Genomic DNA, 25733 nt, shown 5'->3' with positions numbered 1-25733 from the left:
GGCATGGGCAATTTTACGCGCTTATGTGCGATCTATGTTCAGTATTCGGTTGGAGCAGCCCCGCGCCTTGCGGTATGGTCCGCCCCGATACGATTGAGTGGGGTAGGGCTTTCATAAGTTCAGAGCTTTGGATTATTGAAATCCGCAGGCAACGTAACTGAACGCAACGCAGCAAGTAGACACTACAAGTCTTGGTGGTATTCTTTGGCCGTGGGAAATGTCCCTCAGGCTTTTGTTTTGCATGGGCGACATGCATGATTTCGGAGCCGTTTCACATGATTTTGTGACATCCGGCTTCGGGTTGGACGCAGATATTTGGGCTTTCTTAAGTATGTCAGCTTAAGAAGGGGCAGAGGTGAAATAGGGAAACGACCGTATGCACGGTTTGATCAACAGGGCTGTTCAGGCTTTTGTCATTACCACCTATGGTGACAAGCGTTGGATGGAAATCATGGATGAGAGCGGCCTCGGGTTTACCGAGTTCGAAGCAATGCTTGTCTACCCCGAAGAACAGTCCACCCGTATGCTGCGCGCGGTCGAAACCAAGCTGGAGCGCCCTCTGGATGAAATCCTCGAGGATGTGGGCACGTTTCTGGTGTCCAATCCGCAGGTCGAGGCCCTGCGCCGCCTGTTGCGCTTCGGCGGCGTGAACTACGTGGATTTCCTGCATTCCCTCGATGATCTTCCGGACCGTGCGCGCCTCGCGGTTTCTGATTTGCATTTGCCGGGGCTGGAATTGATCGAACAGGCTCCCGGACAGTTTCAACTGCTTTGCCAACCCGGGGTGCTGGGCTACGCGCAGGTGATGACTGGCGTGCTGCGGGCGATGGCCGATGATTACGGCGCGCTGGTGATTCTCGATATCACGGGCAAGCAGGACGGATCGGATGTGATTTCAATCACCCTCGTTGAAAGCGAATTCAGCGAAGGGCGAGCCTTTGAATTGGGGGCGCATACATTATGATGAGCTTCGATCAACTGACGGGCCTCGCCGATCAACTGTGCCCGATGCATGTGATTATTGATGCAGAGGGTTTGGTGGTGAGCCACGGCCCAACACTGAACAAGATTCGCGGCGACGAAAGCTGGGTCGGAAAACCGTTCCTTGAGGTATTGGACCTGCAGCGCCCGCGCTCGGTCAAACAGGTCTCAGACCTGATGCAAACTGCTGGCAGCAAACTGCATTTCCAACTGAACGAGGCGCCGCACACGCGGATGAAAGGGGTCTTGGTGCCCCTGCCCGAAGGACAGGGCGCGTTCATCAATCTATCTTTCGGGATTTCGGTTCTGGATGCGGTGCGCGATTTCAACCTGACCAGTCAGGATTTCTCGCCCACCGACCTCACGATTGAGATGCTCTATCTGGTTGAGGCAAAATCCGCCGCGATGGAGGCTTCGCGCCAGCTGAACCTGCGTCTGCAAGGGGCCAAGATCGCAGCCGAAGAGCAGGCCTTTACCGATACGCTCACCGGGCTCAAGAACCGCCGCGCCATGGATCATGTGCTCAATCGCCTGATCAGCGGGGGGCGGGATTTTGCGCTGATGAATGTCGATCTCGACTTCTTCAAATCCGTGAATGACACCTACGGCCATGCGGCCGGGGATGCGGTCTTGCAGCGTGTGGCTGCAATCATGGTCGAATGCACCCGCAAGTCGGACACCGTCGCCCGCATCGGCGGAGACGAGTTTGTGCTGGTGTTCGAGGGCCTTATGGACCGCAACCGACTGAATGATCTGGCCTGCCGCCTGATTGCGCGCCTAGAAGAGCCGATCATGTACGGTGCCGATGAATGCCGGATCTCCGCATCTGCGGGCACGACGCTCTCGACGGATGTGGTTCAGCCACTGCCAGCGACGCTGCTGCATCAGGCCGACATCGCGCTTTATGCCTCCAAGCGGGCGGGTAAAGCGCAGCATATGTTCTACACCCCGCGTCTTGAGGACGAGATGGAGATGGAACTGATCGAACAGGACAGCAAATCCGCCTGACGACGTCTCGCACTTGCCACCGCCGCTGTCATGGGGCTGGCAATCTCGCCAATCCCCACGTTTGATGCTTGAAGGCGAACACCAATAAAACGCGTATATTGAGCTGTTAAAACAGACAGCTTTCCGAAACGGCGAGTCTGATAATTGGTCTGCCTGAATTGATCATTATTGGAACTTCTGGCTGGGCTTATTTTGGTTTAGCCAAAAATAAAGCCATTATGGAGCACAGCCATGTCCAGCCAACGCCCGTCTTCCGCGCTCACACAGGTCTTGCCCAGCGTCTGCCCGTTGGATTGCCCCGACACGTGTAGCCTCACCGTTGAGGTCACGGGCGATCAGATCACCTCGGTGCGCGGCTCTGACGCCAATCCGTTTACCGCCGGAGTGGTCTGCAACAAGGTCACGCGCGCCTATCCCGATTTTGTCCACGGCCCTGCGCGGCTGACCCATCCGTTGCGGCGAGTTGGCCCGCGCGGGTCGGATCAGTTTGAGCGCATCAGCTGGGATGCGGCGCTGGACTTGGTGGTGGCGGGCTTTCGCGCCGCAATCGACGCCCATGGCGCGCAATCCATCCTGCCGCTGAACTACGCCGGCCCGCATGGCGAACTGGCTGGCGGCTCGCTGGACCGGCGGTTCTTCTACCGCCTCGGGGCCACCCGGATGAACCGTGGCCCGCTCTGCGGCGGGGTGCGCAGCCTCGCCTACGAGAGCCTTTATGGCAACGCGCCCGGCATGCCGCCAGAGCAGGCGCAGCACGCCGATCTGATCGTGGTCTGGGGCAACAATGTCACCGTCTCTAACCTGCATCTGACCCGCATCGTGAAGGCGGCGCGGGCCAAGGGCGCGCGGTTGGTGGTGATCGACCCCAAGCGCATCAAGATCGCGCAGCAGGCTGACCTTTATCTTCAGGTCAAACCGGGCACCGATGTGGTGCTGGCCCATGCGCTCGCGACTGAACTGGAGCGGCGCGGGGCCTTTGATGCGGAGTTCATCGCGCAGTGGGTGCATGCTGCGGAGGCCTATATGGCCGAGGCGCGCAGATACTCCATTGAAGACGCAGCAGAAATCTGCGGGCTTGAGGCGCGCGACATCCTGCAACTGGCCGACTGGATGCAGGCGGCAGAGCGCCTCGCGACCTCCACCGGCAACGGGATGGAGCGTGGCCGCTCCGGCGGGTCCGGCCTGCGTGCGGCCATGGCGCTCAATGCGCTTCTGGGTCAGCACGGGCGGCTGGGGGCCGGGGTGGTGGCCAAATCCGGCCTTGCCTCACCCAAGACCCGGGCACGGCTGCAAGGCGACCACCTGATCGACCCGGACACACGGGTTGTGAATATCCTCGACGTGGCGCGGCTGATGCTGGACCGGAACCAGCCCACGCCGATCAATGCGGTAATGATCTACAATCACAACCCCGTGGCCACCCATCCGGATCAGGCCCGCATGATTGCGGCGCTCAGCCAGCCGGAGATGTTCACCGTCGGCTGCGACGTGGTGATGACCGACAGCATGGCCTATTGCGACGTGATCCTGCCTGCCGCCACCCATTTTGAACATGACGAGATCTTTGCCGCCTATGGTCAGAACTACGTGCAACGCGCCGAGCCGGTGATCGCGCCGGTGGGGGAGAGCCTGCCCAATACGGAAATCTTCCGCCGTTTGGCGGCGCGCTTTGGCTATACCGAGGCCGCCCATCAGGCCTCGGACGTGCAGCTGATGGATGACGCCATGGACGCCAGCCATCCGCAGTTCGAGGGCCGCCCACCAAGCCAGATGCCCACCGACCACGCGCTGGAAATGCAAAACAGCGACGGTGCGGCGCTGATCCTGTGCGATACGGTGACGCCGGACACGGAAACCGGCCGGATTGAACTCTTCAGCGCCGCGCTGGAGGTTGAGACCGGCTTTGGCGTGCCGCGCTTTGATCCGGTGCCGCAGGATCTGCCCTTGGTGCTGATTACGCCCAGTTCCGACAAACGCATCAACGCGACCTTCGGCAGCGCACCGCTCTCTGCCGGTCCCGAAAGCATCGAGGTCCACCCCGAGGACGCCGCCGTGCGCGGGCTTGAGGAGGGTGATACGGTCGAAGTTGCAAATGCCCGTGGGGCCGTGACCTTCCGTCTGAAACTCTCGGACGCGATGCAGCGGGGGGTGGTCTATGCGCCCAAGGGCACATGGCGCATCAGCTCTGAAACCGGCCTCACCGCCAATGCGCTGATTCCGGTGGAGGTGCGCACGGATATCGGCGACGGAGCCTGCTATAACGAGACCTTCGTGGAGCTGCGCGCCTACGGTGGGCGTCACGCGGCCGAGTAAAGATCCCGCCGAACGCGACCAAAAGGCCGGGCCGTGTGTCCGGTCTTTGCTTGTGTGCAAATTGGCTGAGGCATAACTTTGATTTTGGATCACTCTGAACGGACCAATTCTATGCCCGGTGACACGCCCGCCTTTATGCCGGATCGCACGTCAGATGTGCCGATCTTTGAGCAGATCTGTGCCTCGTTTCGGGGCCGTATCCGCTCCGGCGCGCTTGAGACCGGTGCCCGGCTGCCCGCCACCCGCGCGCTTGCGGGGGATCTGGGGGTGGCGCGGGCCACGGTGGTCACCGCCTATGAGCAGCTCGTCGCAGAAGGCTATCTCGCGTCGCGTCGCGGTTCTGGCTACACGGTCTGCGCCATGGGCGAGGTGGAGCTGTCACCGGGCGCGTCAGCAGCCCCTGCGCCCAAACTCAGCGAACGCGGCGATCTGCTGCTGGAGGCGGGCCAGCCCGATATGCGGCTGTTTCCGCATCGTGCCTGGGCGAAATGCGTCGCCCGCCTGTGCCGGACCCGGCCCGAGGACATGCTGACGGGCTGTGGCCGCTTTGGTCACCCGGAGCTGCGGCAGGCCATCGCCAGCCATGTGCGCGACTGGCGTGGGATTTCGGCACGTCCCGAACAGGTGCTGGTGACCTCTGGCGCGACCGAGGCGCTGGACATTTGCCTGCATGCGCTGGCCTCGGCTGAGGGCCGCGTCGGCGTCGAGGATCCGGGCTTCCCGCCGATCCGCCGCTTTGCCGAGGCACAGGGCCGCCGCACCCGCGATCTGGCACTGGATGCGCAGGGAGCAGAGGTGCCGAGGCTTGGGGATGAGACCGATGTGGTGGTGCTCACCCCGTCGCATCAATATCCGTTGGGCGGCGCGATGAGTGCGGGCAGGCGGCAAGAGTTCGTGCGATGGGCGGCGCAGTCGCAGGGCTGGATCATTGAGGACGATTACGATTCGGAGTTCCGCTACGCAGGCCGACCGATTCCGGCCTTGGCGGGCGTCGACGGGCAGGGGCGTACCGTCTACATCGGCAGCTTTTCCAAGATCTTCTCCAATAGTCTGCGGATGGGCTACATCGTGGCGCCCGAGGGGCTGATCGACCGGCTTGCGCAGGCGATGCGCATGAAGGGCGCGCGGGCCAGCGCCATGCCGCAGGCGGCACTGGCAGAGTTCATGCAGCGCGGCGAGTTCTACCGTCATCTGCGCCGCGTGCGCCGCACCTACGCCGAACGACACCGCACGCTCATCGACCGGCTGCGCCGGGATTTTGCCGATGTGGGTCATGTGGAGGATCATCACGCGGGCATGCAGGTGGTGCTGCATCTGCGCCCGGATCTGTGCGATCAGGCCATCACCGCGGCAGCGCGCGCGGGCGGGGTGGGGGTGGAATCGCTCTCGACTTATAGCCGACGTTCCGGGGCATATAATGGGGTGGTTCTGGGGGCTTGTCTCAATGATCTGGAGGAGCAGGCAGAGGCGCTCACACGCCTGCGGCGGGCGATTTCCTCAACAGGATAATCCCCCGCCGCGTGCGCAAATAATGCGCGCGTGAGTGGTGGAACGTGCCAGTTTTCAAAATGAAAAATGGTACTCCGTAGGGGAATCGAACCCCTCTTTCCAGGTTGAAAACCTGGCGTCCTAACCGATAGACGAACGGAGCACACTTGGTGTGAGCGGGTGTTTACTGAAGCCGTCCGGGCCGCGCAAGAGGAAAATTGCACAAACTGCAAAGTTTTTGCGACAGCGCGAGTTTTCCAAATAATCGAAATTATTTCAACGCGTTAAGCGCCGCATCTGAGGGCAGAGCAGCGCAATAGCGGCATCCAGACAGGATGTGTGTCAGATTTCTACGGAAGGAGAAAATGGTACTCCGTAGGGGAATCGAACCCCTCTTTCCAGGTTGAAAACCTGGCGTCCTAACCGATAGACGAACGGAGCACTCTTGGTGTGAGCGGGTGTTTAGGGTTTTGTGCCGGGTGCCGCAAGCGAAAAAAACGCTCGCATCGCAAAATTCTTATCCACAGGCAAAATCCTCGCCAGATGTGGCGAGGCTCAGGCCTCCGCCGCATCCTCCAGCCGCAATTGCGCGCTTTGGCGGCCGCCCCATGTGTTTATTTCCAGCCGTCCGGCCACATGAAACCGCGCGCCGCCATGCTCCAGCAGGCGCGGGCCAAGGTTGGTGTCAAACGCGCCAAAGGCGATGGCATCGATGTTGCCGCCCATACCATCGGTGAAACTCACCTTGAGGTGCGATTCTCCAACCCGCTTGGCAAAGCGCACCGCCAGATCGGGAAAGCCATAGCGCGGGGCAGGGGCCCCGGCCCCAAACGGTCCGGCCTGTTCGATCTGCTCGATCAGCTCCACCGTGGCGGCGCCGGGCATCAGCATCCCGTCCAGCTTCAGATCCGCCGGGCCCAGATCGCCCGCGCCCTGTTTGTCCAAGAGCTCCGCCAGCCGCGCCATCGCAGGCTCCAACTGGTCGCGCGCCACCGTGAGGCCCGCCGCCATCTTGTGGCCGCCGCCTTTCAGCAAAAGCCCCTCCATCGCGACCTTCTGGATCGAGGCCCCAAGGTCGATGCCCGACACCGAGCGTCCCGACCCTTTGCCCTCATCGCCATCAAGCCCGATCACCACCGCCGGGCGGCCCGTGGCTTCTTTCAGGCGCGAGGCCACGATGCCCACCACGCCCGGATGCCAGCCTTCGCCCGCCGCCCAGACCAGCGGCGCGTCAAAACCGCGCTCCTCAGCCTGCTCCAGGGCGGCGGCGCGCACGGCGTTTTCAATGTCGCGCCGCTCGGTGTTGAGTTGATCCAGCCGCTCGGCAAGGGCTGCGGCCTCATGCGGATTATCCGTCGACAGCAGCCGCGCACCCAGATCGGCCTTGCCGATGCGCCCGCCCGCATTGACGCGCGGACCCAGCAGAAATCCGAGGTGATAGGTGGAGGGCGCCGAATCCATTCGGCTCACATCCGCCAGTGCCACCAATCCTGCGCGCTGACGCCGCCCCATGACCTTGAGGCCCTGCCGCACCAGCGCCCGATTGGCCCCAATGAGCGGTGCCACATCCGCCACCGTCGCCAAGGCCACCAGATCCAGCATTGCCATCAGATCCGGTCCCGCGCCAAGCCCCTTTTCACGGGCCTGACGGCGCACCTCCACCAGCATCAGGAACACCACACCGGCAGCGCAGAAATAGCCCAGATCGCCGTCTTCATCCTGCCGGTTGGGGTTCACCACCGCCACGCAGTCGGGCAGGGTCTCGCCGCCGAGGTGGTGATCCAGCACCACCACATCCGTGCCCTGGGCCGCCGCGATCGGCCCATGCGAGAGCGTGCCACAATCGACACAGACAATCAGGTCGTGATCGCGCGCCAGCGCCGCCATCGCCTCGTCATTGGGGCCATAGCCCTCGTCGATCCGGTCGGGGATATAGAGCGTCGCCTGCTGACCCATCTGCCGCAGATAGACCAGCAACAATGCCGCCGAAGATCCGCCATCCACGTCATAATCGGCAAAGATCGCAATCCGCTCGCGCCGCTCCACCGCTTGCAGGAACCGCGCAGCGGCGGTCTCCATGTCTTTCATTCGGCGCGGATCGGGCAGCAGCTCCTTGAGTTGCGGTGTCAGGAATCCCGTTGCCTCATGCGCGGGCACGCCCCGGCGCGCCAGCACCTGACAGACCGCAGGGGGCAGGCCGGTTTCCTGCGCCAGATGTTCGCCAGCACGGGCCTGCTCCACACCGGGACCGATCCAGGACCGCCCGGTCAGAGAGGTCTCAACACCCAGAAAACTCAAATCCACTCTCCCGATCTTTTTGCAGAAAAGGCCGGACCCGCGCGGGACCCGGCCTTTCATCTTTTCCCAAATACCTAAATCCCGACCGCAGCTGCAAGCGCCGTGGCCCGATCAGGATTACTGATGCGCGCTCAGCGGTGTGCGGTAGCTCATGCGGCGCACCGATCCGGTCTTGGAACGCATCAAGAGCGTGGTGGTCTCAACCCAGCCCGGCTCGCGCTTGATACGCGGCAGCAGCGAGCCACCGGTGACGCCAGTGGCGGCAAAGATCACATCCTGCGTCACCATCTCGTCACGGGAATAAACGCGGTCCAGATCGGTGATGCCGGCCTTGGCGGCACGGGCTTTTTCATCGTCGTTGCGGAACAGCAGACGGCCAAAGATCTGGCCCCCCATGCATTTCAATGCGGCCGCAGCCAGCACGCCTTCGGGCGCGCCGCCTTGGCCCATATACATGTCGATGCCGGTGGTTTCGGCCTCGGCGCAGTGCATGACACCCGCGACATCGCCATCGGTGATCAGGCGGATCGACGCGCCGGTTTCGCGCACCTCGGCGATCATCGCCTCGTGGCGGGGGCGTTCCAGAATGCAGACGGTGATATCCGAGGGCGCGCAGCCTTTGGCTTTGGCCAGCGCCTCGACCCGCTCGCGCGGCGACATATCGAGCGAGACCACGCCCTCAGGGTAGCCCGGACCCACGGCCAGCTTGTCCATGTAGGTGTCGGGCGCATGCAGCATGGAGCCACGCGGCCCCATGGCGATCACGGTGAGCGCGTTGGGCATGTCCTTGGCGGTCAGCGTGGTGCCTTCCAGCGGATCCAGCGCAATATCGACGCCGGGGCCGTTGCCGGTGCCCACTTCCTCGCCGATATAGAGCATCGGCGCCTCGTCACGCTCGCCTTCGCCGATCACCACGGTGCCGGCGATATCCAGAAGGTTCAGCTGCTCGCGCATGGCGTTCACGGCGGCCTGGTCGGCGGCCTTCTCGTCGCCGCGCCCGATCAGCGGGGCAGAGGCCAGAGCGGCCTGTTCCGCAACCCGGGCGAGGCCCAGGGACAGCAGGCGATCATGAAACGGCGCGTCGGCGGTGGTCGATGTCATTCCCAATATTCCTATCTCAAACTTGCGCGATCCAACCCGGCATAGCCCGCCCGCCCCCGGAGGGGCAAGGCCATGGCAGCGGTGGTGTCGCTAACAACACGTCTTTTGCGTCTCAGTTGTGCGGATCAGCGGCGCGTTGCCAGCCGCCGGTCCGCATATGCCCAGCCTAGGGCAGCAATGTCACAGTTCTTCGATGCGCAGCGCCACGGGCGCGCCTTCGACCACGCCGGTGGCTGCCAGCGCCTCTAGCGCTTGTTCCAGCATGGTGGAGGTGCATTTGTGGGTCACGATCAGCACCGGCGCGACAGTGGTCGCGTGGTCATACTGGCGCATCCGGTGGATCGACACGCCCGCATCGCCAAGGGCTGCGGCCACTTTGGCCAGCGCGCCGGGTTTGTCTTGCAAGGCCATACGCACGTAGTAGGGCGCAGGCAGGCCGGTCTGGGCGGCGGGTTCTTCAGAGAGGGTGGTTGCGGGTTGACCAAAGGTGGCAATCCGCAAGCCGCGCGCGATGTCCAGAACATCGCCCATTACCGCACTTGCGGTGGGGCCTTCACCGGCACCGGGGCCGCGCAGCACAACCTGATCGATCGCATCGCCTTCGATCACCACCATATTGGTGCCGCCCTCAAGCTGCCCCAGCGGCGAGTCCGCAGGCACCAGACAGGGGGTCATGCGCTGCTCCAGCCCGCGGGCCGAGCGCTGCGCCACACCCAAGAGTTTGATCCGGTAGCCCATGTCGGCGGCGTGGCGGATGTCCTCAATGGCGATGCGCTGGATACCTTCAAGCTTTACATCATCAAAGGCGGGTTTGGTGCCAAAGGCGATGGAGGCCAAGAGCGCCAGTTTGTGCCCGGCATCGATGCCGCCCACATCCAACAGCGGGTCCGCCTCAAGATAACCAAGCTGGCCGCATTCTTCAAAGAGGGCGTTATAGCCCCGGCCCGTGGCTTCCATCTGGGTCAGGATGTAGTTGCAAGTGCCGTTCATCACGCCCATGACGCGGGTGATTTCATTGCCTGCAAGGCTCTCGGTCAGGGATTTGATCACCGGGATGCCGCCCGCAACAGCAGCCTCAAAGCGGATCACGCGGCCATTGGCCTCGGCCTGCTCGGCCAAGGCCTGACCGTGAATGGCCAAAAGCGCCTTGTTGGCGGTGACCACATCCTTGCCTGCGGCAAGGGCGGCTTCGGTTGCAAGTTTGGCAGGGCCTTCGTGGCCGCCCATCAATTCGACAAACACATCCACGTCATCGCGGGTCGCGAGTGCGACCGGGTCGGTCTCCCAGGCGTAATCCTTAAGCGACACGCCGCGATCCTTAGTGGCGTCGCGGGCAGAGACGGCGGTGATGACCACCGGACGACCAGTTCGTGCCTCCAACAGGGCAGCATGGCGGCGAATGATCTTCACCACGCCAATGCCGACCGTGCCCAAACCTGCAATCCCCAGTCGAAGCGGTTCAGTCATAGTGGAGGTCCTTATTGTCTTGACGGTCTATGGGTTCGATGTCGCCTTAGCGGCTCTGGCCCGGTGGTGCAATGTTCAACACTGTGAACGCGAGGCTTAGGGCTGGCGGCGGCGCAGCGCCTCAGCCCGTCTGCGCAACCGGTCCGCGCGAGCATCCAGCGCATCCGACAGCGCGGCGCTTTCCTCTTCTGGCAGCGGCTCCTGCGCCAGCGCGGTGTCCAGCGGCAGCAGTTCAGGGTAGGGCTGGCTGCGCAAATCCGCAGGCAGGCGGTCTTCAAGCTGAGGCACGCGCGAGCAGGCGGCCGATACGCTCAGGAGGGCACAGGCCGACAGCACCGTCAGGCGCGCCAGTCGGGGCGCGGGTGTCATTCGCATCAAGGCGGTCTGTCTGGCAGGCATGAAAGTCCCAAATCTTCTGTCTGAGGTTTCGCCCTTGATGCACAAATGCGCCTAAGGGTACAAGTTAATCCGCGCAGCACGCCATGGTGCTTTTATCTGAACAGATGTTCAGATACCTTGGGTCTATGGCACGTACGCAAGGTTCTCATTCCGAATTCACCGGCCCCCGCATCCGCGCGGCGGCACAAGAGCTGTTCGCCCGGCACGGCTATGCTGCGGTGTCCATGCGCCAGATTGCGGGCGCGGTCGGGGTGCAGGCCGGGGCGCTTTATAATTATACCGCAGACAAGCAGAGCCTGCTCTTTGATCTGATGCAGGCGCATATGGAGGGCTTGCTGTCCGCATGGGCCGCAGAAGAGGTGCCGGTCGATGTGATGGGGCAGCTTGAGGGCTTTGTGCGGTTTCACATCCGCTACAATCTGGAGCGCCCAGATGCGGTTTTTATCGCCTATATGGAGCTGCGTAACCTGACAGAAGAGAACTTTGCCAAGATCGAAGACCGTCGCCGCGCCTATGAGGACCAGCTGGAGGGGATCCTGAAGGCTGGCGTCGCGCAGGGGCTGTTTCAGGTGCCCGACACCAAGATCGCGGCCCTTGCGGTGATTGCGATGCTGAACGGGGTTTTGACGTGGTATCGCGACGGCGGGCGGCTGTCTTTGGTGGAGGTGGAGACGCTCTACTGGGACATGGTGCGCAAGTCGGTGGGAGTGTAGGCCACATGGCACTATTGGACTTGCAGTCGGAGCTGTTGCGGGCGGTTCCCGTCGCGCGACTGTCGCCACAGGATCGCGAAGCGCTTTTCGAACCCGAGGTGGTTGCCTATCTGCCGGACGGCTTTCAGAGACTGAAGACGGATGCCGCACGCTGCGCGCTGCTGGACGGGGTGCAGCAGGAGGCAGAGGTCGTGGTGCTGGCAACCCGGGGTGGTGACGCCATCGGTCTGCTGATCCTGTCGCATGGGGCTGCGGGAGATCGCCTGCGTCATCTCGGTTATCTCTTTGTCCGAGTGGCCTGGGGGCAGGGATACGCCAGTGAAATGCTGCGCGCGCTTCAGGACTTGTATCGTGGCCAGCCTGTGGTCCTGTCCGGTGGTGTGATGGCGGACAACGCCGCCTCTGCCCGTGTGCTGCAGAAATGCGGTTTTGTCTCGGGAAAGGCGAGCGAGGCTGGTGAACTCACCTATATCTGGGATGCGCAGCGCGGCTGAGAGGGGCCAAGCGGAGTGCTTCCGCGCGCTTTTATTCTGCTGGAGGCGAGGTGATGGCTGTTTGCAGGCCAGAGTGTTTGGCGCTGGCGTTTTAAGACAAGGCTGCTGAGACGGTCCTGAGGGGCAGGTCTGCCCTCAGGAGCCGCTTTCAAGTGTGATGAGGTTGGGCGCGTCAAGGGCAGGCCGCCCGTGCCGGGCGGGGCCTCTGGCCCCCTTGACCCGATCCGCGCCTGTTGTGGCGTATTTCGGGCGAGCGGACTCAGCGTGCCGCTCGCAGGGGGCAGGAGATACCGGTTTTCCCGATCAGGTGGCGGGCCGACGCCGCTCGCAGGGAAAAGTGGATACCGGTTTTCCCAATCAGGGGGCGGGCCTTATAAATGTCCCGTTGCGCAGCTCGGCAAAGGCTTTTTGCAGCTCAGCCTGCGTGTTCATCACAATGGGGCCGTGCCAGGCCACGGGCTCCTCGATCGGAGCGCCGGAGATCAGCAGGAAGCGCACGCCCTCGGGGCCCGCTTGCACGGTGATCTCGTCGCCGGTGCCAAAGCGCACCAGCGTGCGGTCGCCGGACATATCGCGGATGTTGACCTCTTGGCCTGCGACCTCCTTTTCCAGCAGCACGCCTGTGGGACGCGAGGCATCGGCAAACGCCGCCTGACCGTCAAAGACATAGGCGAAGGCGCGGCGGTAGGTGTCGATCCTGAAGGTCTTCTTGATGCCCGCAGGCACATAGATATCGAGATATTGCGGATCGGCTGCAATATCGTCGACCGGGCCGCGTTTGCCCCAGAATTCGCCCACGATCACCTTCACACGAGTGCCGTCGTCGTCGATCACTTCGGGGATGTCTTTGCCCTGCACGTCCTGATAGCGCGGCGCGCACATCTTCTGGCTGCCGGGCAGGTTACCCCAAAGCTGAAAGCCGTGCATCTGGCCCTTGGTGTTGCCGCTGGGCATCTCCTGATGCAGGATGCCGGACCCGGCGGTCATCCACTGCACATCGCCCGCACCCAGGGTGCCGGTGTTGCCGAGGCTGTCACCATGCTCAACGGAGCCTTCCAGCACATAGGTGATGGTCTCGATGCCGCGATGGGGGTGCCATGGAAACCCCTGTTGGTAGAGCTCCGGGTGATCGTTGCGGAAATCGTCAAACAACAGGAAGGGATCAAGCTCGCTTGGGTCCTGAAACCCAAAAGCGCGGTGCAGATGCACGCCTGCGCCCTCCAGTGTGGGCTGTGCGGCGCGTTTTTCCAGAATGGGACGCAGGGACATGAGACTTCTCCTGATGAGAGGGTGTGGCTCATAGATAGGAGGATCGCGCCTTGGGTAAAATCTGCGCAGACTCACCGGGTCTGTGCGTGAATGCAGGGCAGGCGCAGGGGCCTGCACAAAAAAGGGGCAGGATGATCCTGCCCCTGTTGGGTCGTGACATGTGTCTGCGGTTATTCGCCCGCGACCACCTGCAGTTCCGGCTCATCATGGTGGTGATGTTCCCGTACCGGGCGCATCACAAGGTTGGCGACAAAGGCCACCACCAGCAGCGCTGCCATGCAATACATCGTGGTATTATAGAGCGAAGGCGTCGGGTCGATGGTGCCTGCGGGCGCGATCTCCATCAGCTTGGCGATGGTCACGGTCTTGGCCGCAACCAATTGATCCAGCTGCGCCAGCGGCGCGCCGAATTTCGCCGCAAAAGCTGCCGGGTCGACGCGGGTCGCCAGATCCTCGATTGCGCTGGTCACCGACATCTGCCTTAGCGAGGTGATCGCCAGCGGCCCCAGCACACCAGCGGTGGACCACGCGGTCAGCAGGCGCCCATGGATGCCGCCCACATGCATGGTGCCGAACATATCCGCGAGATAGGCCGGGATGGTGGCAAAGCCGCCGCCATACATGGAGAAGATAATCATCGTCGCCGCATAAAAGCCGATCAGATAGATCAGCGACGGGTTGGTGGCCACTGCGCTGGCGAAATAGGGGATCGACAGGTAGAGCAGCGTGCCCAAGACGAAAAAGCACATATAGGTGGCCTTGCGCCCGATATAATCGGAGGTGGAGGCCCAGAAGAAACGACCCACCATGTTGAAGACCGAAATCATCAGCACGTAAGTCGATGCAAACGCCGCCGTCACCACCAAGGGCATCACCGAGCCGAAGATCTCTGACATCATGGTCTTGGCCACGCCGATCACCCCGATGCCTGCCGTCACGTTAAAGCACAGCATCACCCAGAGCTGCCAGAACTGTGGCGTCTTCAGGGCTTGGTCGATATGGACGTTGTTCTGCGACACCATGCCGGAGGCCACGGGCTTGGGTTCCCAACCTGCGGGCTTCCAGTCTTTTGCAGGGACGCGGTATTGGAACGACGCGAGGATCATCACGATGAAATAGACTACGCCAAGGGTCATGAAAGTCTGCGCGGCACCCGTGTTGCCGGTGCCCACCACATAGACGCCTGCCTCGCCGCCAAAGCTCGCGGCCTGCGTGGCAGTGGCCACCACCACCTCCAGCCGCCCAGTGGCGGTCTCTGCAAAGACACGACCGCCCTCGACGATGGTTTGCACCGTGTCCGAGGAGCCGAGGAATTCGGGTGCTTTTTGATAAAGACCCAGCAGCCAGCCCTTGACCGGGGCGGCAATCATCGCGCCGCCGCCAAAGCCCATGATCGCCATGCCGGTGGCCATACCACGCCGGTCCGGGAACCAGCGCAGCAGCGTGGATACCGGGGACACGTAGCCAAGGCCCAACCCGCAGCCACCCAGCACGCCATAGCCGATGTAGACCAACCACAATTGATGGGTGGAGATGCCAAACGAGCCCAAAATAAAGCCACCGCCCCAGAGAAACGCCGCAACGACGCCCACCATGCGGGGGCCGACCTCTTCGAGCCATTTGCCAGCAAAAGCCGCCGCAAGCCCGAGGAACACGATGGCGACCGAAAAGATCCAGACCACCGAGCTGAGGCTCCAGTCCTCCGCGCTGGAGGCCAGCACCCCCAACTCGCGCGTCAGCGGCGGATTGAAGACCGACCATGCATAGACAGAGCCAATGCAGAGATGAATGGCGATGGATGCGGGCGGCACCCGCCAGCGGTTAAATCCCGGCTCTGCGACGATGTGTTCCTTGCGCAGAAATGACAATGCGCCACCTTGTGCGGTGCTCATGTGGTTTCCTCCCTTATGGCCTAAGCTCAGGCTGTTCGCTCTGCGGTCGTGCCTCCTCATGCACGCGGCCGCATATGAGAGGGAGAAAGGCAGGTGGAAACTTGCGATGTCAAATAATTTATTATCAATAACAATCGCTTATGTATATTTTCTGTCCTTGGGGCGGCGGTCAGATGGCGCAGTTTGAGACAAATTGTCCTGCGGGCAGGCCGTGTCTGCGGGAAAACCGGGTTAGTTTGTCCGGTTTTGCAGTTTTTGCGCTTTTTCGCTGTTTTTAGTCGGAAATACGCAGATCGGGCGCAGCGCACCCAGATGCGGCCCAGATGCGGTTCGGGCGCGCGATGCAGGACTCACAGCCCCCAAGTGGCGCATTTGCGGTCTATGGTCTTGCGCGACACACCAAGCCGTCTTGCGGCCTCTGTGCGATTGCCCCCCACCAGTTCGAGCGCGCGCAGGATCTCGCGGCGCTCCACATCCTCCAACGGGGCAATCTCGGCATCATGGCCATGGTCTTCACCAATGGCGGCGGGGAAGCGGCCAAAAATCAGGGCGCGTTCCACAAAATTGCGCAGCTCGCGGATATTGCCGGGCCAGTCATAGCGCAACATGGCCGAGCGCACGCCGGGAGGGATTTCCAGCGGCGGCACACCCATGGTGCTGGCAATCTCAGAGAGGAACAGCTCCGCCAGATCCACCACATCCGCGCCACGCAGTTTGAGCGGCGGCATGTCCAATTCGACCACATTGATCCGATACAGAAGATCGCGACGGAACCGGCCTTCTGCTACCGCCTGTTGCAGCGAGTGCGCCGAGGACATCACAAAGCGCAGATCCAGCTGCACGTCGCGCTCTGATCCGACCGGGCGGATCACCCCATCCTCAAGGACGCGCAACAGGGCGGTTTGCGCATGGGCGCTGAGTTCCGCCATATCGTCCAGAAACACCGTGCCGCCCTGCGCGGAGGCCAGCAGCCCCTCGCGCGCACCCTGCGCACCGGGAAAGGCACCGGGGGCATGGCCAAACAATTCGACCTCAATCGTCTCGGTGGGGATCGCGCCGCAATGGATCGCCACAAAAGGCGCATCCGCGCGGGCAGAGCGTTTGTGCAGGTGGCGTGCGGCAACTTCCTTGCCCGTGCCAGAGGCACCGGTGATCAGCACGGGGGTCTTGAGCTGCGCCACCCGTTCCAGCACCGCCCGCACGTCTGAAATGGCGGCAGAACTGCCAATCAGGTCTGTGCGGCGGCTGCCGGGGTCAGATTGCGCCAGCGCCCGGCGCAACGCCTGATTTTCACGCTTCAGCTGCGCCACCTCAAGGCTGCGCCGCAGCGAATTGACGATCTGATTGGAGCGAAAGGGCTTGAGCACCAGATCCGAAGCCCCCGCCCGCAAGGCCTCTAGCGCGATGTGAAAATCTGCATAGGCGGTGATCATGATGGTTTCGGTAAAGCCCCCGGTGCGCTGACGCTCTGCCAGCCAGTCCAGCCCTTTGGTGCCGGGCATGATGTTATCGAGCAGCATCACATCGTAATGCTGGCGCGCGAGACATTGTTCGGCTTCTGCGGCGGTTGCAGCCTCATCGACGCCCCGGCACAGCGGGCGCAGCGTCTTCACGAGGAAATTGCGCATCCCCGGCTCGTCATCGACCACAAGGATTTGCGCGCGCGCCAAAGGCTCGCTTGTCTCCGGGCGCTCCATCACCTCCATGCCCGCGCCTCCTCCTCGCTGCAGTGTCGGGGCATCAAATCGTGACGGGGCGGTGCTGGCAAGCGTGTTTTTCAACGACAAGGCGAACAGGCAGACCTGAGCGCATCACAGCAAAGGCGTTCAGCACAGATGAAGCGTCAGGCGGGGATGTTCGAAAAATGCGTGGCTGCCCGTCAAAAGGGCAATGCCAGAAGGGGGGGATTGCTCCCGGTCATAGCCAGGAGCAATCTTGTCAGAGCTTACTCCGCCGGGCGCTGGGCTGCGTCCGGTGCGACCTCGCCGGTCTCTTCGGCCTTAGGTGTAAAGAAACCCGTCCATGCGTAGAAGATGCCAAACACCGGCGCCAGCCAGCAGGCAAAGGACAGCGGGATATAGAGAAGGTTCTCCATCTTGCCCTCCGAGATCCCCAGCGCCAGCGCCGAGATCACGAAGGCACCGCCTGCGTTCCATGGGATCAGCGGCGAAATGATGGTGCCGCCTTCTTCGGTGGCGCGGGCAAGGTTCAGACGCGAATAGCCGATGCGGTCATAGACCGGCTTGAACATCCGACCCGGCAGCGCAATCGACAGATAGGGGTCGCCTGCCACGGTGTTGGTTGCCATCGACGACAGGATTGCCGAGGTCTGCACGCCCGCGATGGATTTGACCCGCTTGGTCAGCAGCTCGATGATCGCGGCCAGACAACCTGTGCGCTCCAGCGCGCCGCCAAAACCAAGCGCAATCAGGATCAACGAGATGGTCCACATCATCGACTGAATGCCCCCCCGGTTCATCAGCGCATCCATCGCCTCCACCCCGGTTTCAACCGAGTAGCCGTAGTTGGCATAGGTAAAGACGTCATGCACCGATGCGCCCTGCACAAAGATCGCGATCAGCGAGGCCACCACGACACCAATGAACAGCGTCGGGATTGCGGGCATCTTCATCATCGCAAGCCCGATCACCAGAAGCGCGGGCAACAAGAGCCAGGGTGTGATGTCAAAAGAGCCATCCAGCGCGGTCTTAAAGCTCTCGATCCGTTCAAAGGACGGCTCCCCTTCGCCAAGGTTGAAGCCCATCACCGTATAGATCGCCAGCGCGATCAGCATGGCCGGAACGGTGGTCGGCAGCATGTTGCGGATATGGTCAAACAGCTGCGTATCGGTCACGGCGGGCGCAAGGTTGGTGGTGTCCGACAGGGGCGAGATTTTATCGCCAAAGAAGGCCCCCGAAACCACCGCGCCTGCAGTCCAATATGCAGGAATGCCAAAGCCTTCGCCAATGCCCATAAGCGCCAGACCCACGGTGCCCACGGTGCCCCAGCTTGTCCCAAGCGCCAATGAGACGATGGAACACAGGATCATGCCCGCAGCCAGAAACAGCTGCGGCGACAGCAGCGACAGCCCGTAATAGATCAATGTCGGAACCGTACCCGAGGCGATCCATGTGCCGACGATCATGCCGACAAGGATCAGAACCGAGACGGCGGGAAAGGAGACCGCGATCACATGGAATGCGCCTTTTTCGATCTCATCCCAGCTCAGACCTTCGATCAGGCCCACGACGGCCGTCAGTGCGATACCAATGGCCAGCGGGATATGCGGGGTGAAATCCCCAAAATAAAAGATCTGCACCCCAAGGATGCCGAGCGTCAGCACAATCGGCAGCAGCGCCAGACCGATTGATGGACGAACGTCCGTTTTTTGTAATGGCATGAAACATGTCCTCTCTGTTGGGTGGCGAACCGTGACCTGGCCTCAATGAGGGCATCACCGAGTGCAGTAGGGTCCGGTGCCGGTTGTCGTCTCTTTGGGATCAGCTGGTGGATCTGTAGGCGAGTATTGCGGCCGACAGATCTTCAATCGCGGTACCGACCCCTTTGAAAAGGGTAATTTCCTCTGGCGACTGGCGCGGGGACAGATCCCCTTCGCACAGGTCCTTGAGCGTAGCGCGAATGTCGCTTTCGACGAGCACGCCGGTTTCCAGCGGGGTCTTGATGTCGCCGCTTTCCACCAGCGCATCCATCGTGTCCACATAGACCGTAGCACGGGTCAGCACCGCGTCATCCGCTTCGCGCATGGTTGGAGTAAAGCTGCCGATCAGGTCGATGTGCTGGCCGGGGTGCAGCCACGCACCTTGCAGCACCGGTGTCTGCGACAGGGTCGCGCAAGAGATCACATCGGCCTCTGCTGCGGCGGCCTCGACGCTTTCGGTGACCTCGGCGGCAATGCCCATCTCGTTCAGGTTTGCCACCGTGCGCGCCGCATTGTTCGGCATGATGTCATAGACCAGCGTGCGCGTTATCGGCAGCACCTCGCGGTAGGCCTGCGCCAGATTAAAGCCCACGCGCCCGGCGCCAATGATCAGATGCGTGGCGCTCTCGGGGCGGGCCAGCCGCCGTGCCGCCAGCGCCGAGGCGGCTGCGGTGCGCCGCGCTGTCAGCTCTCCGCCATCTGCCAGCAGCAAATGCGCGCCGGTTTCGCGGTCAAACAACACATAGCTCGACGACAGCGCCGCGCGGCCACGTTTGCTGTTGCCGGGCACCACATTGACCAGTTTGATGCCGCCAAAGCCCTCCGCACGCCATGCTGGCATCAGCAGCAGCACATCGTCTTCTTCTTCGGCGTTTTCCAGATAGTGGTGATGGCGCAGCGGCGCTTCATACGCGCCGCAAAATCCCTGATCCAATGCATCAATCAATTCCGCATAAGGCAGGGCGGCGCGGGTCTGTTCCTGGTCGAGAATTTTCATTGAACGATCCTAACTGTGAAGAGGAGGCAGCGCCGGGCGGATAACGCCCGTGCCTAGGCGGCGATCAGCCAGCGGGCTGTCTCGGAAACGCCGTATGAGGGAGATTGAGCGCCATGCAGCCGCTCGGCGAGGAGCTGTCCTGCGCCCGCCGCCATGGTCCAGCCAAGCTGGCCATGACCGGCGTTGAGCCAGACATTACTGTGGGTGCGCAAACGGCCCAGATAGGGCCGCCCGCTGGGGGTGGTGGGGCGCAGACCGGCCCAATGTGTAACCGCATCCAACTCGACCGCGCAGCCAAAGTGGCGCGCCACATAGTCATCCAGATACGCCGCGCGCTCCGGGTTGGGGCTGCTGTCGTGACCTGCAAATTCGGCAATGGCGGTGACGCGCAGGTAAGACCCCAGCCGGGTGACTGCGATCAGATTGGTTTCATCGACCAGCGGGCGGGCTGGCATATACGCCCCATCCCGTATCGGGTAGGTCGCCGAATAGCCTTTGACCGGGTAGATCAGCGGGCGCACCCCTAACTGTTTGCCGAGCGCGACCGTGCCAACACCTGCCGCGATCACCACCTGATCGCAGGGCACTGGCCCGTTTGTGGTCTGCACCGCCGACACGCGCCCCTGTCCACGCTCGAACCCGGTGACCGTTGCGCCATAGTGGAACGTGACCTGCCGGTACTGCTCCAGCCACAGCGCCAGCGCTCTGGTGAACCGGCGGCAATCGCCCTTACTGTCGACCGAGGACAACAGCCCGCCTTTCAGCCTGTCGCCGTAAACCTTCAGCGCCGGGTCCCATTGGGTCAGTTCTTCGGCGCTCATGGGGGAGAAGCCTTCGAGATGATCCGACGCCTTGCGCGCGGCAAAGGCGCTCTCTTCCCCATAAAGATAATAGGCCCCGTCATGCCCCTGCTCAAAAGCAAGCCCAGTGGCTTGCTCCAAGGCTTGCAACTCTTGCCGCCCATGGCGGGCGAGCCACGCCATCGCGCCGGAATTTTCCCGATGCGCCCGCGCCGAGCACTGACGCAAGAACGCCAGCCCCCAGCGCCACAGCTGCGGGTCCATCAGCTTGCTGATCTTCACGCTCGGGGTACGGCCCAGCAGAGCATGTATCATTTGCGCAGGCGCGGCAGGCCCGGCCCAGCTCTCGGCATGACCGACAGCAATGATCCCCGCATTGGCAAAGCTGCAGCCCTCGGCCGGGGCCTTTGCGCGTTCGATCACGGTCACATCATGGCCGCGTTCCGCGAGGTGGTAGGCGGTGGCCATCCCAACCACCCCCGCTCCGATCACGGCAATTCGCTGGCCACGCTTCTGCTGGTCATGCATACTTTCATCCAAATAGCTCGGGCACGCGGCCTATGGGCAATTTTTTGGTAAAATAAGAAAAATCATGTCCCAAACAACAAAAAAAGACTCTCCCTTTTCCTCCGATGTCCAAGCGGCATTGCTGGATGACAGTGAAAAGCAAAGGATCCGGCTTGAACTCGGCAGGCGTGTCAAAGGCTTACGCAGTTCCGCTGGGATGACGCTGGAACAAGCCGCAGAGCGCACGGGCCTTGCGGTTTCGACCATTTACAAGATCGAAAACGGCAAAGTGTCCCCGAGTTTTGAGAATCTGCTGCGACTCGCACGGGGCTATGGTGTCGGGCTGGAGAAGCTCATCGCTGAGCCCGAAGACGAGGTCAGCACCACCCGGCTGACGGTCACGCGCGCCGGGCAGGGGCGCTCGGTCGAGGGCAAGGTGTATGAGTATGAGGTGCTCTGCAACGGGCTCACCGGCAAGAAGATCATCCCCCTGATCGGCACCATCAGCGCCGCCGGCGACAGCGTGCCCGCCCATCTTGACCGCCACGACGGCGAAGAGCTGTTGTTCGTGCTCGAAGGCGAGGTGGAACTGATGGTCGAACATTACGAACCCGTCCTCCTCGGCGCGGGCGATTGCGCCTATTACGACAGCACCATGCGCCACGGCGTGCGCAGCACCGGCCCGAATGAGGCGCGGGTGTTCTGGGCCTGCACCCATCTGGGGGGTCTCAGCTGATCCACATGCGGCAGATGCGAAAAGGACTGTTAGATCCCGGCATTTTTCGCTAACCCGACGCCAAGGATCTGAGGGAGAACAACAGATGAGCAGCCAGATGGACCGCGGCGAAATCCTCGCCACCGTAGAAGCATCGCCCGCCCGCCGGGTGATCGGTGTGGGCATGCTGGTGGTGCTGGGATTGGTGCTGCTCTATCTGTCGATGATCAGCACGCCCGGTTTGGCGTGGCAGGGGTTCTTGCTGCTGGTCGCGGGGGGAGCGCTTTGGATGGGCTACCGCATGTGGCACGCCACCGCCCATCGGATCGAACTCACCGCCGAGGGGCTGCGCTGCTCTGACGGCACCGAGATCATCCGTATCAGCGACCTGCAACATCTGGATCGCGGGTTCTTCGCCTTCAAACCCTCAAACGGGTTTTTGATGCGCAGCAAAACCGCCGGTGACAAGTGCTGGTATCCGGGTCTGTGGTGGCGCCTGGGCCGCCGCATCGGCGTCGGCGGCGTCACACCGGGATCACAGACCAAGACCATGACCGAAATCCTCGCCGCCATGATGGTAGAGCGCGACGCGGGGTGATTTTAGGACTGTTCGGACCAAGCGCGCTCCGTGCGTGCCTTCACCACATGCAAGATCACGTCGTGGAAATCGTCAAAAAAGAAGTTGTGCCAAAATTCGGCGTAAACCCCCATGCCTGATCCATCATAGGTCCAGCTGGTCAGGGTCAGCTGCGTTTTGCCGTCTTTTTCCTCAAGCAGATACTCGCCGCGCAAGACATCAAAATAGGGTCCGCCAACTTTGACATGCTGATCCTCAATACCTTCTGGGGCCCAGCCCTCGGGGAACTCAAAATCCCATGCGATGCGGCGGGCAGGATCATATGCGGTGATGCGTTCAAGGAAATGCACCTCATCGCTCCAGTAAGAATGCCGCAGCGCACCGTTTTCCCCCTCTTCCCACACCGCTGCGGTCGGTTTGGGCACGCCCAGCAAATGGGTGGGGCGCGTCTCCACCTCATCTGGCGAAATGTCGGGGATGGATTTCAACATCTGAAATACAACAGCGGGCGGAGCATCTATCAGTATGCTGTTGGAAATTTGATAAACTTCAGGATTTGCGGGTATAACGTCTGCCAGAGCAATGGCCAGTATCGGCAGGCTCGCAACGCTCAGGGTGCTCTTTGAGAGCTTTTTCCAGCGGTCATAGCAGAGATATAAAACGCCCCCAAGCAATGTGCCAAACAGGATCGGGATGAGGGCGACCGTGATGCAGATCAGCCCCTCAAGGCCACTGACCCAAGAGCCAAGCACAGACAGCAGCATGATGGACAACAACCATGCAACCGATTTGCCAAAGGTCTTGAATGAATTCTTGGGGCGGAACCACATGATAATGAAACCGGCCAAGGCAGGAAAGCCGAACAGATACCCAAAGCCCACGGGATCGACCATCGACACGCTCAGGGCAGCAAGGCCCAATACGCCAACAACCAGCGCAATGGCTGGCGCAAGTATCCGAAGTAAATTTGAGAGCATGTCCATAACGACTTTCTGTAAACTGCAAAAAACAAAGGAAAAATTCAATTCGCTCTGGGCGGGCCGGGTACCTGAAAATAACTCAGGCAAAAAGAGACGGTGATCGCCCTTAGTTGGGATAAACCAAAAACGCGGCTGAGGGAACGCGACCAATGGTGCGATCATCGGGACTTGACGCACCTCAAGACACCGCCTATCCGATAGCGCAGGGGAGCAGACCCCCGCCGCCCGCGGGCCTTTGGCCTTGGTGAAGTTCTGCGGACATCTCTGTCTATCGATCATCCTCCACGCATATCGCGCGGGTGGTAATGCGGGCTCCATCCTGTTCTTGCGCGACACTTGCAAGAGGAGATCGGGGATATGACGTCTTCCCCCACCAACCATTTTTTGACCGGACGATTGGGTCCGACCTATGCCAAAACCGCTTTGCCCATCATCTTTGTGATGGGGATGAACGGGTGTCTCACGGTGGCCGATGCGCTGTTTCTGGGGCATTTCGTCGGGCCGGAGGCGCTGGCCGCCGTCACCCTGATGTTTCCCGCCTATATGCTGGTGGTGGCGCTGGCGACGCTGGTGGCCAGCGGCATGTCGAGCCGCCTTGCCAGGCACCTCGGTGCGGGTGATGTGCCAGCGGCGCAAGCGGATTATGCCGGGGCGCACGGGCTGGCGCTGGCGGTTGCGGTGGCGCTGATGGTGGCCTTTGTGCTCTGGGGCGATGCGGTGACGCAGGCCGCTGCCGGGGGCGATGCCACACTGGCCGCCATGGGCCATACCTACCTGCGCATCACCGTGGGCTGCACGCCGCTGTTGTTTGTGCTGTCGGTCAACTCCGACGCGCTACGCAACGAGGGCCGCGCCGGGCTGATGGCGCTGATGAGCCTTGTGGTCTCGCTCTCCAACATCGCCTTCAACTATTTGCTGATCGCCAAAGCCGAACTGGGCGTGGCAGGTTCGGCGCTGGGCACCGCTCTGGCGCAGGCCTTGGCGCTCGCGCTGATCCTCGGGTTCCGGTTGCGCGGCAATACCGTGCTGCGCCCTGCGACCCTGTGGCAACAGAGCCTAATTGCAGGGTGGGGGCGCATGCTGGCGCTCGGCGCGCCACAAAGCCTCAATTTCATCGGCATCGCCTTGGGGTCGGCGGCGATCATGGCGGCGCTGCAATGGGTGGAGGCACCAGATTACGCAAAGACCCTCACCGCGTATGGGGTGATCACCCGGCTTTTGACCTTCACCTTCCTGCCGCTTCTGGGGCTGTCGCATGCAATGCAGAGCATCACCGGCAATCTCTATGGTGCGGGTGAGGGGCTGCGGGCGCGTCAAAGCCTCCGGCTCGCCATCTGGATTGCGCTGATCTACTGCGCGGTGACACAGGCGACGCTCAGCTTGGGTGCGGCGCAGATCGCGGGCTGGTTTGTTGCGGACCCCGGCGTCATCGCGCAGGTTGCGCGCATTCTGCCGATCCTTGGCGGGTTGTTCGTGCTGGCGGGGCCGCTGATGATGGTGGCGATGCATTTTCAGGCCATCGGAGATGCGGCGCGGGCGGCACTCTTGGGGCTGGCAAAACCCTATCTCTTCTCGATCCCGCTGACCTTCGTGCTGGCAGCATATTTCGGAGAGACAGGCATCTGGCTGGCCGCCCCTCTGGCGGAGGCGGCGCTGCTGTTGCTCACACTGTCGGTGTTGGTTGACCTGCGGCGCAGACACGGCCGACGGCGATATGCAGCCCCCACCCGCGCTTCGGAGGGCAACTCATGAGACAGCCTCTCCCAAGCCTTTCTGAGGCCAAGGCTTTGGCGCGCGCATGGCGCAAGGAACGGGCGCAGGCGGGCGAGATACGTAGCCATAGCGCGGCGCTCGAACATGTCGCACAGCAGCTGGGGTTTCGCGATTGGAACGCCTGCGTCGCCACATTGGCGCAGTCCGAGGCGCGCAGCTATGCAACGGGTGATCACGTGAGCGGCCACTACCTGTCGCAGCCGTTCACCGCCCGCATCCTGCGCGCCATCCCCGCCGAGGGGCGTCCCGGTTGGGTGCAGCTGGAGCTTGAACTGGATCACCCCGTCGACGTGGTCACATCCGAGCGGTTTTCAAACCTGCGCCGCCGGATCAGGGCCGTTGTGGGACCAGAGGGCTACAGTCGGGAAAAGACCTCTGACGGGGTGCCGCATCTGGTGCTGGGGGTCTACGGCGGACACACTCAGGCATAAACAGAACGCTAAACTGGTCATTAAAACGCAAGGCCGCCGCTCCAAAAGGAGCGGCGGCCTCAGCCTGACGAAACAGGCTGCGTCAACAGAT

Annotated in this window: 21 protein-coding genes and 2 tRNA genes; 10 read left to right on the top strand and 13 right to left on the bottom strand. The window is 62.1% G+C overall.

Annotated elements, in window-relative coordinates:
* Positions 1-376 precede the first annotated feature (376 nt).
* The 4 genes from UB90_RS01750 to pdxR all read left to right on the top strand — a co-directional run bounded on the left by UB90_RS01750 (position 377) and on the right by pdxR (position 5811).
* The gene (locus UB90_RS01750; RefSeq protein ID WP_065326458.1) at positions 377-964 is read left to right on the top strand and encodes a heme NO-binding domain-containing protein; all 588 of its coding nucleotides are present in this window, start codon (positions 377-379) and stop codon (positions 962-964) included.
* Positions 961-1989, top strand: a complete 1029-nt coding sequence (locus UB90_RS01745) for a GGDEF domain-containing protein (RefSeq protein ID WP_009176146.1) — start codon at positions 961-963, stop codon at positions 1987-1989. The genes UB90_RS01750 and UB90_RS01745 overlap by 4 nt, the downstream gene beginning before the upstream one ends.
* Positions 1990-2220: 231 nt before the next feature.
* Positions 2221-4302: a molybdopterin-containing oxidoreductase family protein gene (locus UB90_RS01740; protein ID WP_065326459.1), complete on the top strand. Its 2082-nt coding sequence runs from the start codon at positions 2221-2223 to the stop codon at positions 4300-4302.
* 111 nt (positions 4303-4413) lie between these two features.
* Complete coding sequence (gene pdxR, locus UB90_RS01735) at positions 4414-5811, top strand: MocR-like pyridoxine biosynthesis transcription factor PdxR (protein ID WP_065326540.1); 1398 nt, start codon at positions 4414-4416, stop codon at positions 5809-5811.
* 67 nt (positions 5812-5878) lie between these two features.
* Here the strand turns inward: pdxR and UB90_RS01730 are convergent.
* The 6 genes from UB90_RS01730 to UB90_RS01705 form a co-directional block, all read right to left on the bottom strand.
* Positions 5879-5953, bottom strand: a tRNA-Glu gene (locus UB90_RS01730).
* A gap of 203 nt (positions 5954-6156) precedes the next feature.
* Positions 6157-6231, bottom strand: a tRNA-Glu gene (locus UB90_RS01725).
* A gap of 114 nt (positions 6232-6345) precedes the next feature.
* Positions 6346-8088 carry a single-stranded-DNA-specific exonuclease RecJ gene (recJ, locus tag UB90_RS01720; RefSeq protein WP_065326541.1) on the bottom strand — a complete coding sequence of 581 codons (1743 nt, stop codon included), beginning with the start codon at positions 8086-8088 and terminating at the stop codon, positions 6346-6348.
* A 117-nt stretch (positions 8089-8205) separates the two neighbouring features.
* Positions 8206-9189, bottom strand: a complete 984-nt coding sequence (gene glpX, locus UB90_RS01715; RefSeq protein ID WP_009176434.1) for a class II fructose-bisphosphatase — start codon at positions 9187-9189, stop codon at positions 8206-8208.
* Between the two features lie 180 nt (positions 9190-9369).
* A complete protein-coding gene (locus UB90_RS01710; RefSeq protein ID WP_046002412.1) occupies positions 9370-10656 on the bottom strand; it encodes a homoserine dehydrogenase in 1287 nt (428 codons plus the stop codon).
* A 96-nt stretch (positions 10657-10752) separates the two neighbouring features.
* Entirely contained in the window at positions 10753-11055 is a 303-nt protein-coding gene (locus UB90_RS01705) for a hypothetical protein (RefSeq protein WP_046002413.1), read from the bottom strand.
* A gap of 125 nt (positions 11056-11180) precedes the next feature.
* On the opposite strand from UB90_RS01705, the gene UB90_RS01700 reads away from it, so the two are divergent.
* Positions 11181-11768: a TetR/AcrR family transcriptional regulator gene (locus UB90_RS01700; protein ID WP_046002414.1), complete on the top strand. Its 588-nt coding sequence runs from the start codon at positions 11181-11183 to the stop codon at positions 11766-11768.
* A 5-nt stretch (positions 11769-11773) separates the two neighbouring features.
* Positions 11774-12262: a GNAT family N-acetyltransferase gene (locus UB90_RS01695; protein WP_065326460.1), complete on the top strand. Its 489-nt coding sequence runs from the start codon at positions 11774-11776 to the stop codon at positions 12260-12262.
* Between the two features lie 357 nt (positions 12263-12619).
* Here the strand turns inward: UB90_RS01695 and UB90_RS01690 are convergent, their stop codons facing one another.
* The 6 genes from UB90_RS01690 to UB90_RS01665 all read right to left on the bottom strand — a co-directional run bounded on the left by UB90_RS01690 (position 12620) and on the right by UB90_RS01665 (position 21187).
* Positions 12620-13531, bottom strand: a complete 912-nt coding sequence (locus UB90_RS01690) for a pirin family protein (protein WP_065326461.1) — start codon at positions 13529-13531, stop codon at positions 12620-12622.
* A gap of 170 nt (positions 13532-13701) precedes the next feature.
* Positions 13702-15423, bottom strand: a complete 1722-nt coding sequence (locus UB90_RS01685; protein ID WP_065326462.1) for an OFA family MFS transporter — start codon at positions 15421-15423, stop codon at positions 13702-13704.
* 350 nt (positions 15424-15773) lie between these two features.
* Positions 15774-17129, bottom strand: coding sequence for a sigma-54-dependent transcriptional regulator (locus tag UB90_RS01680; protein WP_065326463.1), 1356 nt, complete (start codon positions 17127-17129; stop codon positions 15774-15776).
* A 239-nt stretch (positions 17130-17368) separates the two neighbouring features.
* A complete protein-coding gene (nhaC, locus tag UB90_RS01675; RefSeq protein WP_065326464.1) occupies positions 17369-18823 on the bottom strand; it encodes a Na+/H+ antiporter NhaC in 1455 nt (484 codons plus the stop codon).
* A gap of 100 nt (positions 18824-18923) precedes the next feature.
* Entirely contained in the window at positions 18924-19859 is a 936-nt protein-coding gene (gene lhpI / locus UB90_RS01670) for a bifunctional Delta(1)-pyrroline-2-carboxylate/Delta(1)-piperideine-2-carboxylate reductase (RefSeq protein ID WP_065326465.1), read from the bottom strand.
* Positions 19860-19912: 53 nt separating this feature from the next.
* Positions 19913-21187, bottom strand: coding sequence for an FAD-dependent oxidoreductase (locus UB90_RS01665; RefSeq protein ID WP_065326466.1), 1275 nt, complete (start codon positions 21185-21187; stop codon positions 19913-19915).
* Between the two features lie 64 nt (positions 21188-21251).
* Here UB90_RS01665 and UB90_RS01660 point away from each other — a divergent pair, with 64 nt between their 5' ends.
* Both UB90_RS01660 and UB90_RS01655 read left to right on the top strand, forming a co-directional pair.
* Entirely contained in the window at positions 21252-21902 is a 651-nt protein-coding gene (locus UB90_RS01660) for a helix-turn-helix domain-containing protein (RefSeq protein ID WP_065326467.1), read from the top strand.
* Between the two features lie 85 nt (positions 21903-21987).
* Positions 21988-22479 (top strand): hypothetical protein, encoded by a 492-nt coding sequence (locus UB90_RS01655; protein WP_065326468.1) that lies wholly within the window; start codon positions 21988-21990, stop codon positions 22477-22479.
* 2 nt (positions 22480-22481) lie between these two features.
* On the opposite strand, the gene UB90_RS01650 is transcribed toward UB90_RS01655, so the two are convergent.
* Complete coding sequence (locus UB90_RS01650) at positions 22482-23441, bottom strand: SRPBCC family protein (protein ID WP_065326469.1); 960 nt, start codon at positions 23439-23441, stop codon at positions 22482-22484.
* 354 nt (positions 23442-23795) lie between these two features.
* Between UB90_RS01650 and UB90_RS01645 the strand changes: the two genes are divergently transcribed.
* Together UB90_RS01645 and UB90_RS01640 are read left to right on the top strand one after the other, a co-directional pair.
* On the top strand, positions 23796-25190 hold the full coding sequence (locus UB90_RS01645) for an MATE family efflux transporter (RefSeq protein WP_065326470.1): 1395 nt from the start codon (positions 23796-23798) through the stop codon (positions 25188-25190).
* Positions 25187-25642: a glyoxalase superfamily protein gene (locus tag UB90_RS01640; RefSeq protein WP_065326471.1), complete on the top strand. Its 456-nt coding sequence runs from the start codon at positions 25187-25189 to the stop codon at positions 25640-25642. Before UB90_RS01645 ends, UB90_RS01640 begins: the two co-directional genes overlap by 4 nt.
* Positions 25643-25733: the final 91 nt, after the last annotated feature.

The sequence above is a fragment of the Tritonibacter mobilis genome, assembly GCF_001681715.1.
GTDB lineage: Bacteria > Pseudomonadota > Alphaproteobacteria > Rhodobacterales > Rhodobacteraceae > Epibacterium > Epibacterium mobile.
This window is presented reverse-complemented; position numbering and strand designations above follow the sequence as displayed.

Excerpts from the sequence above, each read along its gene's own strand:
- UB90_RS01745 (WP_009176146.1), top strand. The coding sequence starts at position 961 with ATGATGAGCTTCGATCAACTGACGGGCCTCGCCGATCAACTGTGCCCG.
- UB90_RS01680 (WP_065326463.1), bottom strand. The coding sequence starts at position 17,129 with ATGGAGGTGATGGAGCGCCCGGAGACAAGCGAGCCTTTGGCGCGCGCG.
- UB90_RS01640 (WP_065326471.1), top strand. The coding sequence starts at position 25,187 with ATGAGACAGCCTCTCCCAAGCCTTTCTGAGGCCAAGGCTTTGGCGCGC.
- pdxR (WP_065326540.1), top strand. The coding sequence starts at position 4,414 with ATGCCCGGTGACACGCCCGCCTTTATGCCGGATCGCACGTCAGATGTG.
- UB90_RS01740 (WP_065326459.1), top strand. The coding sequence starts at position 2,221 with ATGTCCAGCCAACGCCCGTCTTCCGCGCTCACACAGGTCTTGCCCAGC.
- UB90_RS01750 (WP_065326458.1), top strand. The coding sequence starts at position 377 with ATGCACGGTTTGATCAACAGGGCTGTTCAGGCTTTTGTCATTACCACC.
- UB90_RS01685 (WP_065326462.1), bottom strand. The coding sequence starts at position 15,423 with ATGAGCACCGCACAAGGTGGCGCATTGTCATTTCTGCGCAAGGAACAC.
- UB90_RS01665 (WP_065326466.1), bottom strand. The coding sequence starts at position 21,187 with ATGCATGACCAGCAGAAGCGTGGCCAGCGAATTGCCGTGATCGGAGCG.
- nhaC (WP_065326464.1), bottom strand. The coding sequence starts at position 18,823 with ATGCCATTACAAAAAACGGACGTTCGTCCATCAATCGGTCTGGCGCTG.
- lhpI (WP_065326465.1), bottom strand. The coding sequence starts at position 19,859 with ATGAAAATTCTCGACCAGGAACAGACCCGCGCCGCCCTGCCTTATGCG.
- UB90_RS01690 (WP_065326461.1), bottom strand. The coding sequence starts at position 13,531 with ATGTCCCTGCGTCCCATTCTGGAAAAACGCGCCGCACAGCCCACACTG.
- UB90_RS01705 (WP_046002413.1), bottom strand. The coding sequence starts at position 11,055 with ATGCCTGCCAGACAGACCGCCTTGATGCGAATGACACCCGCGCCCCGA.
- glpX (WP_009176434.1), bottom strand. The coding sequence starts at position 9,189 with ATGACATCGACCACCGCCGACGCGCCGTTTCATGATCGCCTGCTGTCC.
- UB90_RS01700 (WP_046002414.1), top strand. The coding sequence starts at position 11,181 with ATGGCACGTACGCAAGGTTCTCATTCCGAATTCACCGGCCCCCGCATC.
- UB90_RS01645 (WP_065326470.1), top strand. The coding sequence starts at position 23,796 with ATGACGTCTTCCCCCACCAACCATTTTTTGACCGGACGATTGGGTCCG.
- UB90_RS01660 (WP_065326467.1), top strand. The coding sequence starts at position 21,252 with ATGTCCCAAACAACAAAAAAAGACTCTCCCTTTTCCTCCGATGTCCAA.
- UB90_RS01650 (WP_065326469.1), bottom strand. The coding sequence starts at position 23,441 with ATGGACATGCTCTCAAATTTACTTCGGATACTTGCGCCAGCCATTGCG.
- UB90_RS01695 (WP_065326460.1), top strand. The coding sequence starts at position 11,774 with ATGGCACTATTGGACTTGCAGTCGGAGCTGTTGCGGGCGGTTCCCGTC.
- UB90_RS01710 (WP_046002412.1), bottom strand. The coding sequence starts at position 10,656 with ATGACTGAACCGCTTCGACTGGGGATTGCAGGTTTGGGCACGGTCGGC.
- UB90_RS01655 (WP_065326468.1), top strand. The coding sequence starts at position 21,988 with ATGAGCAGCCAGATGGACCGCGGCGAAATCCTCGCCACCGTAGAAGCA.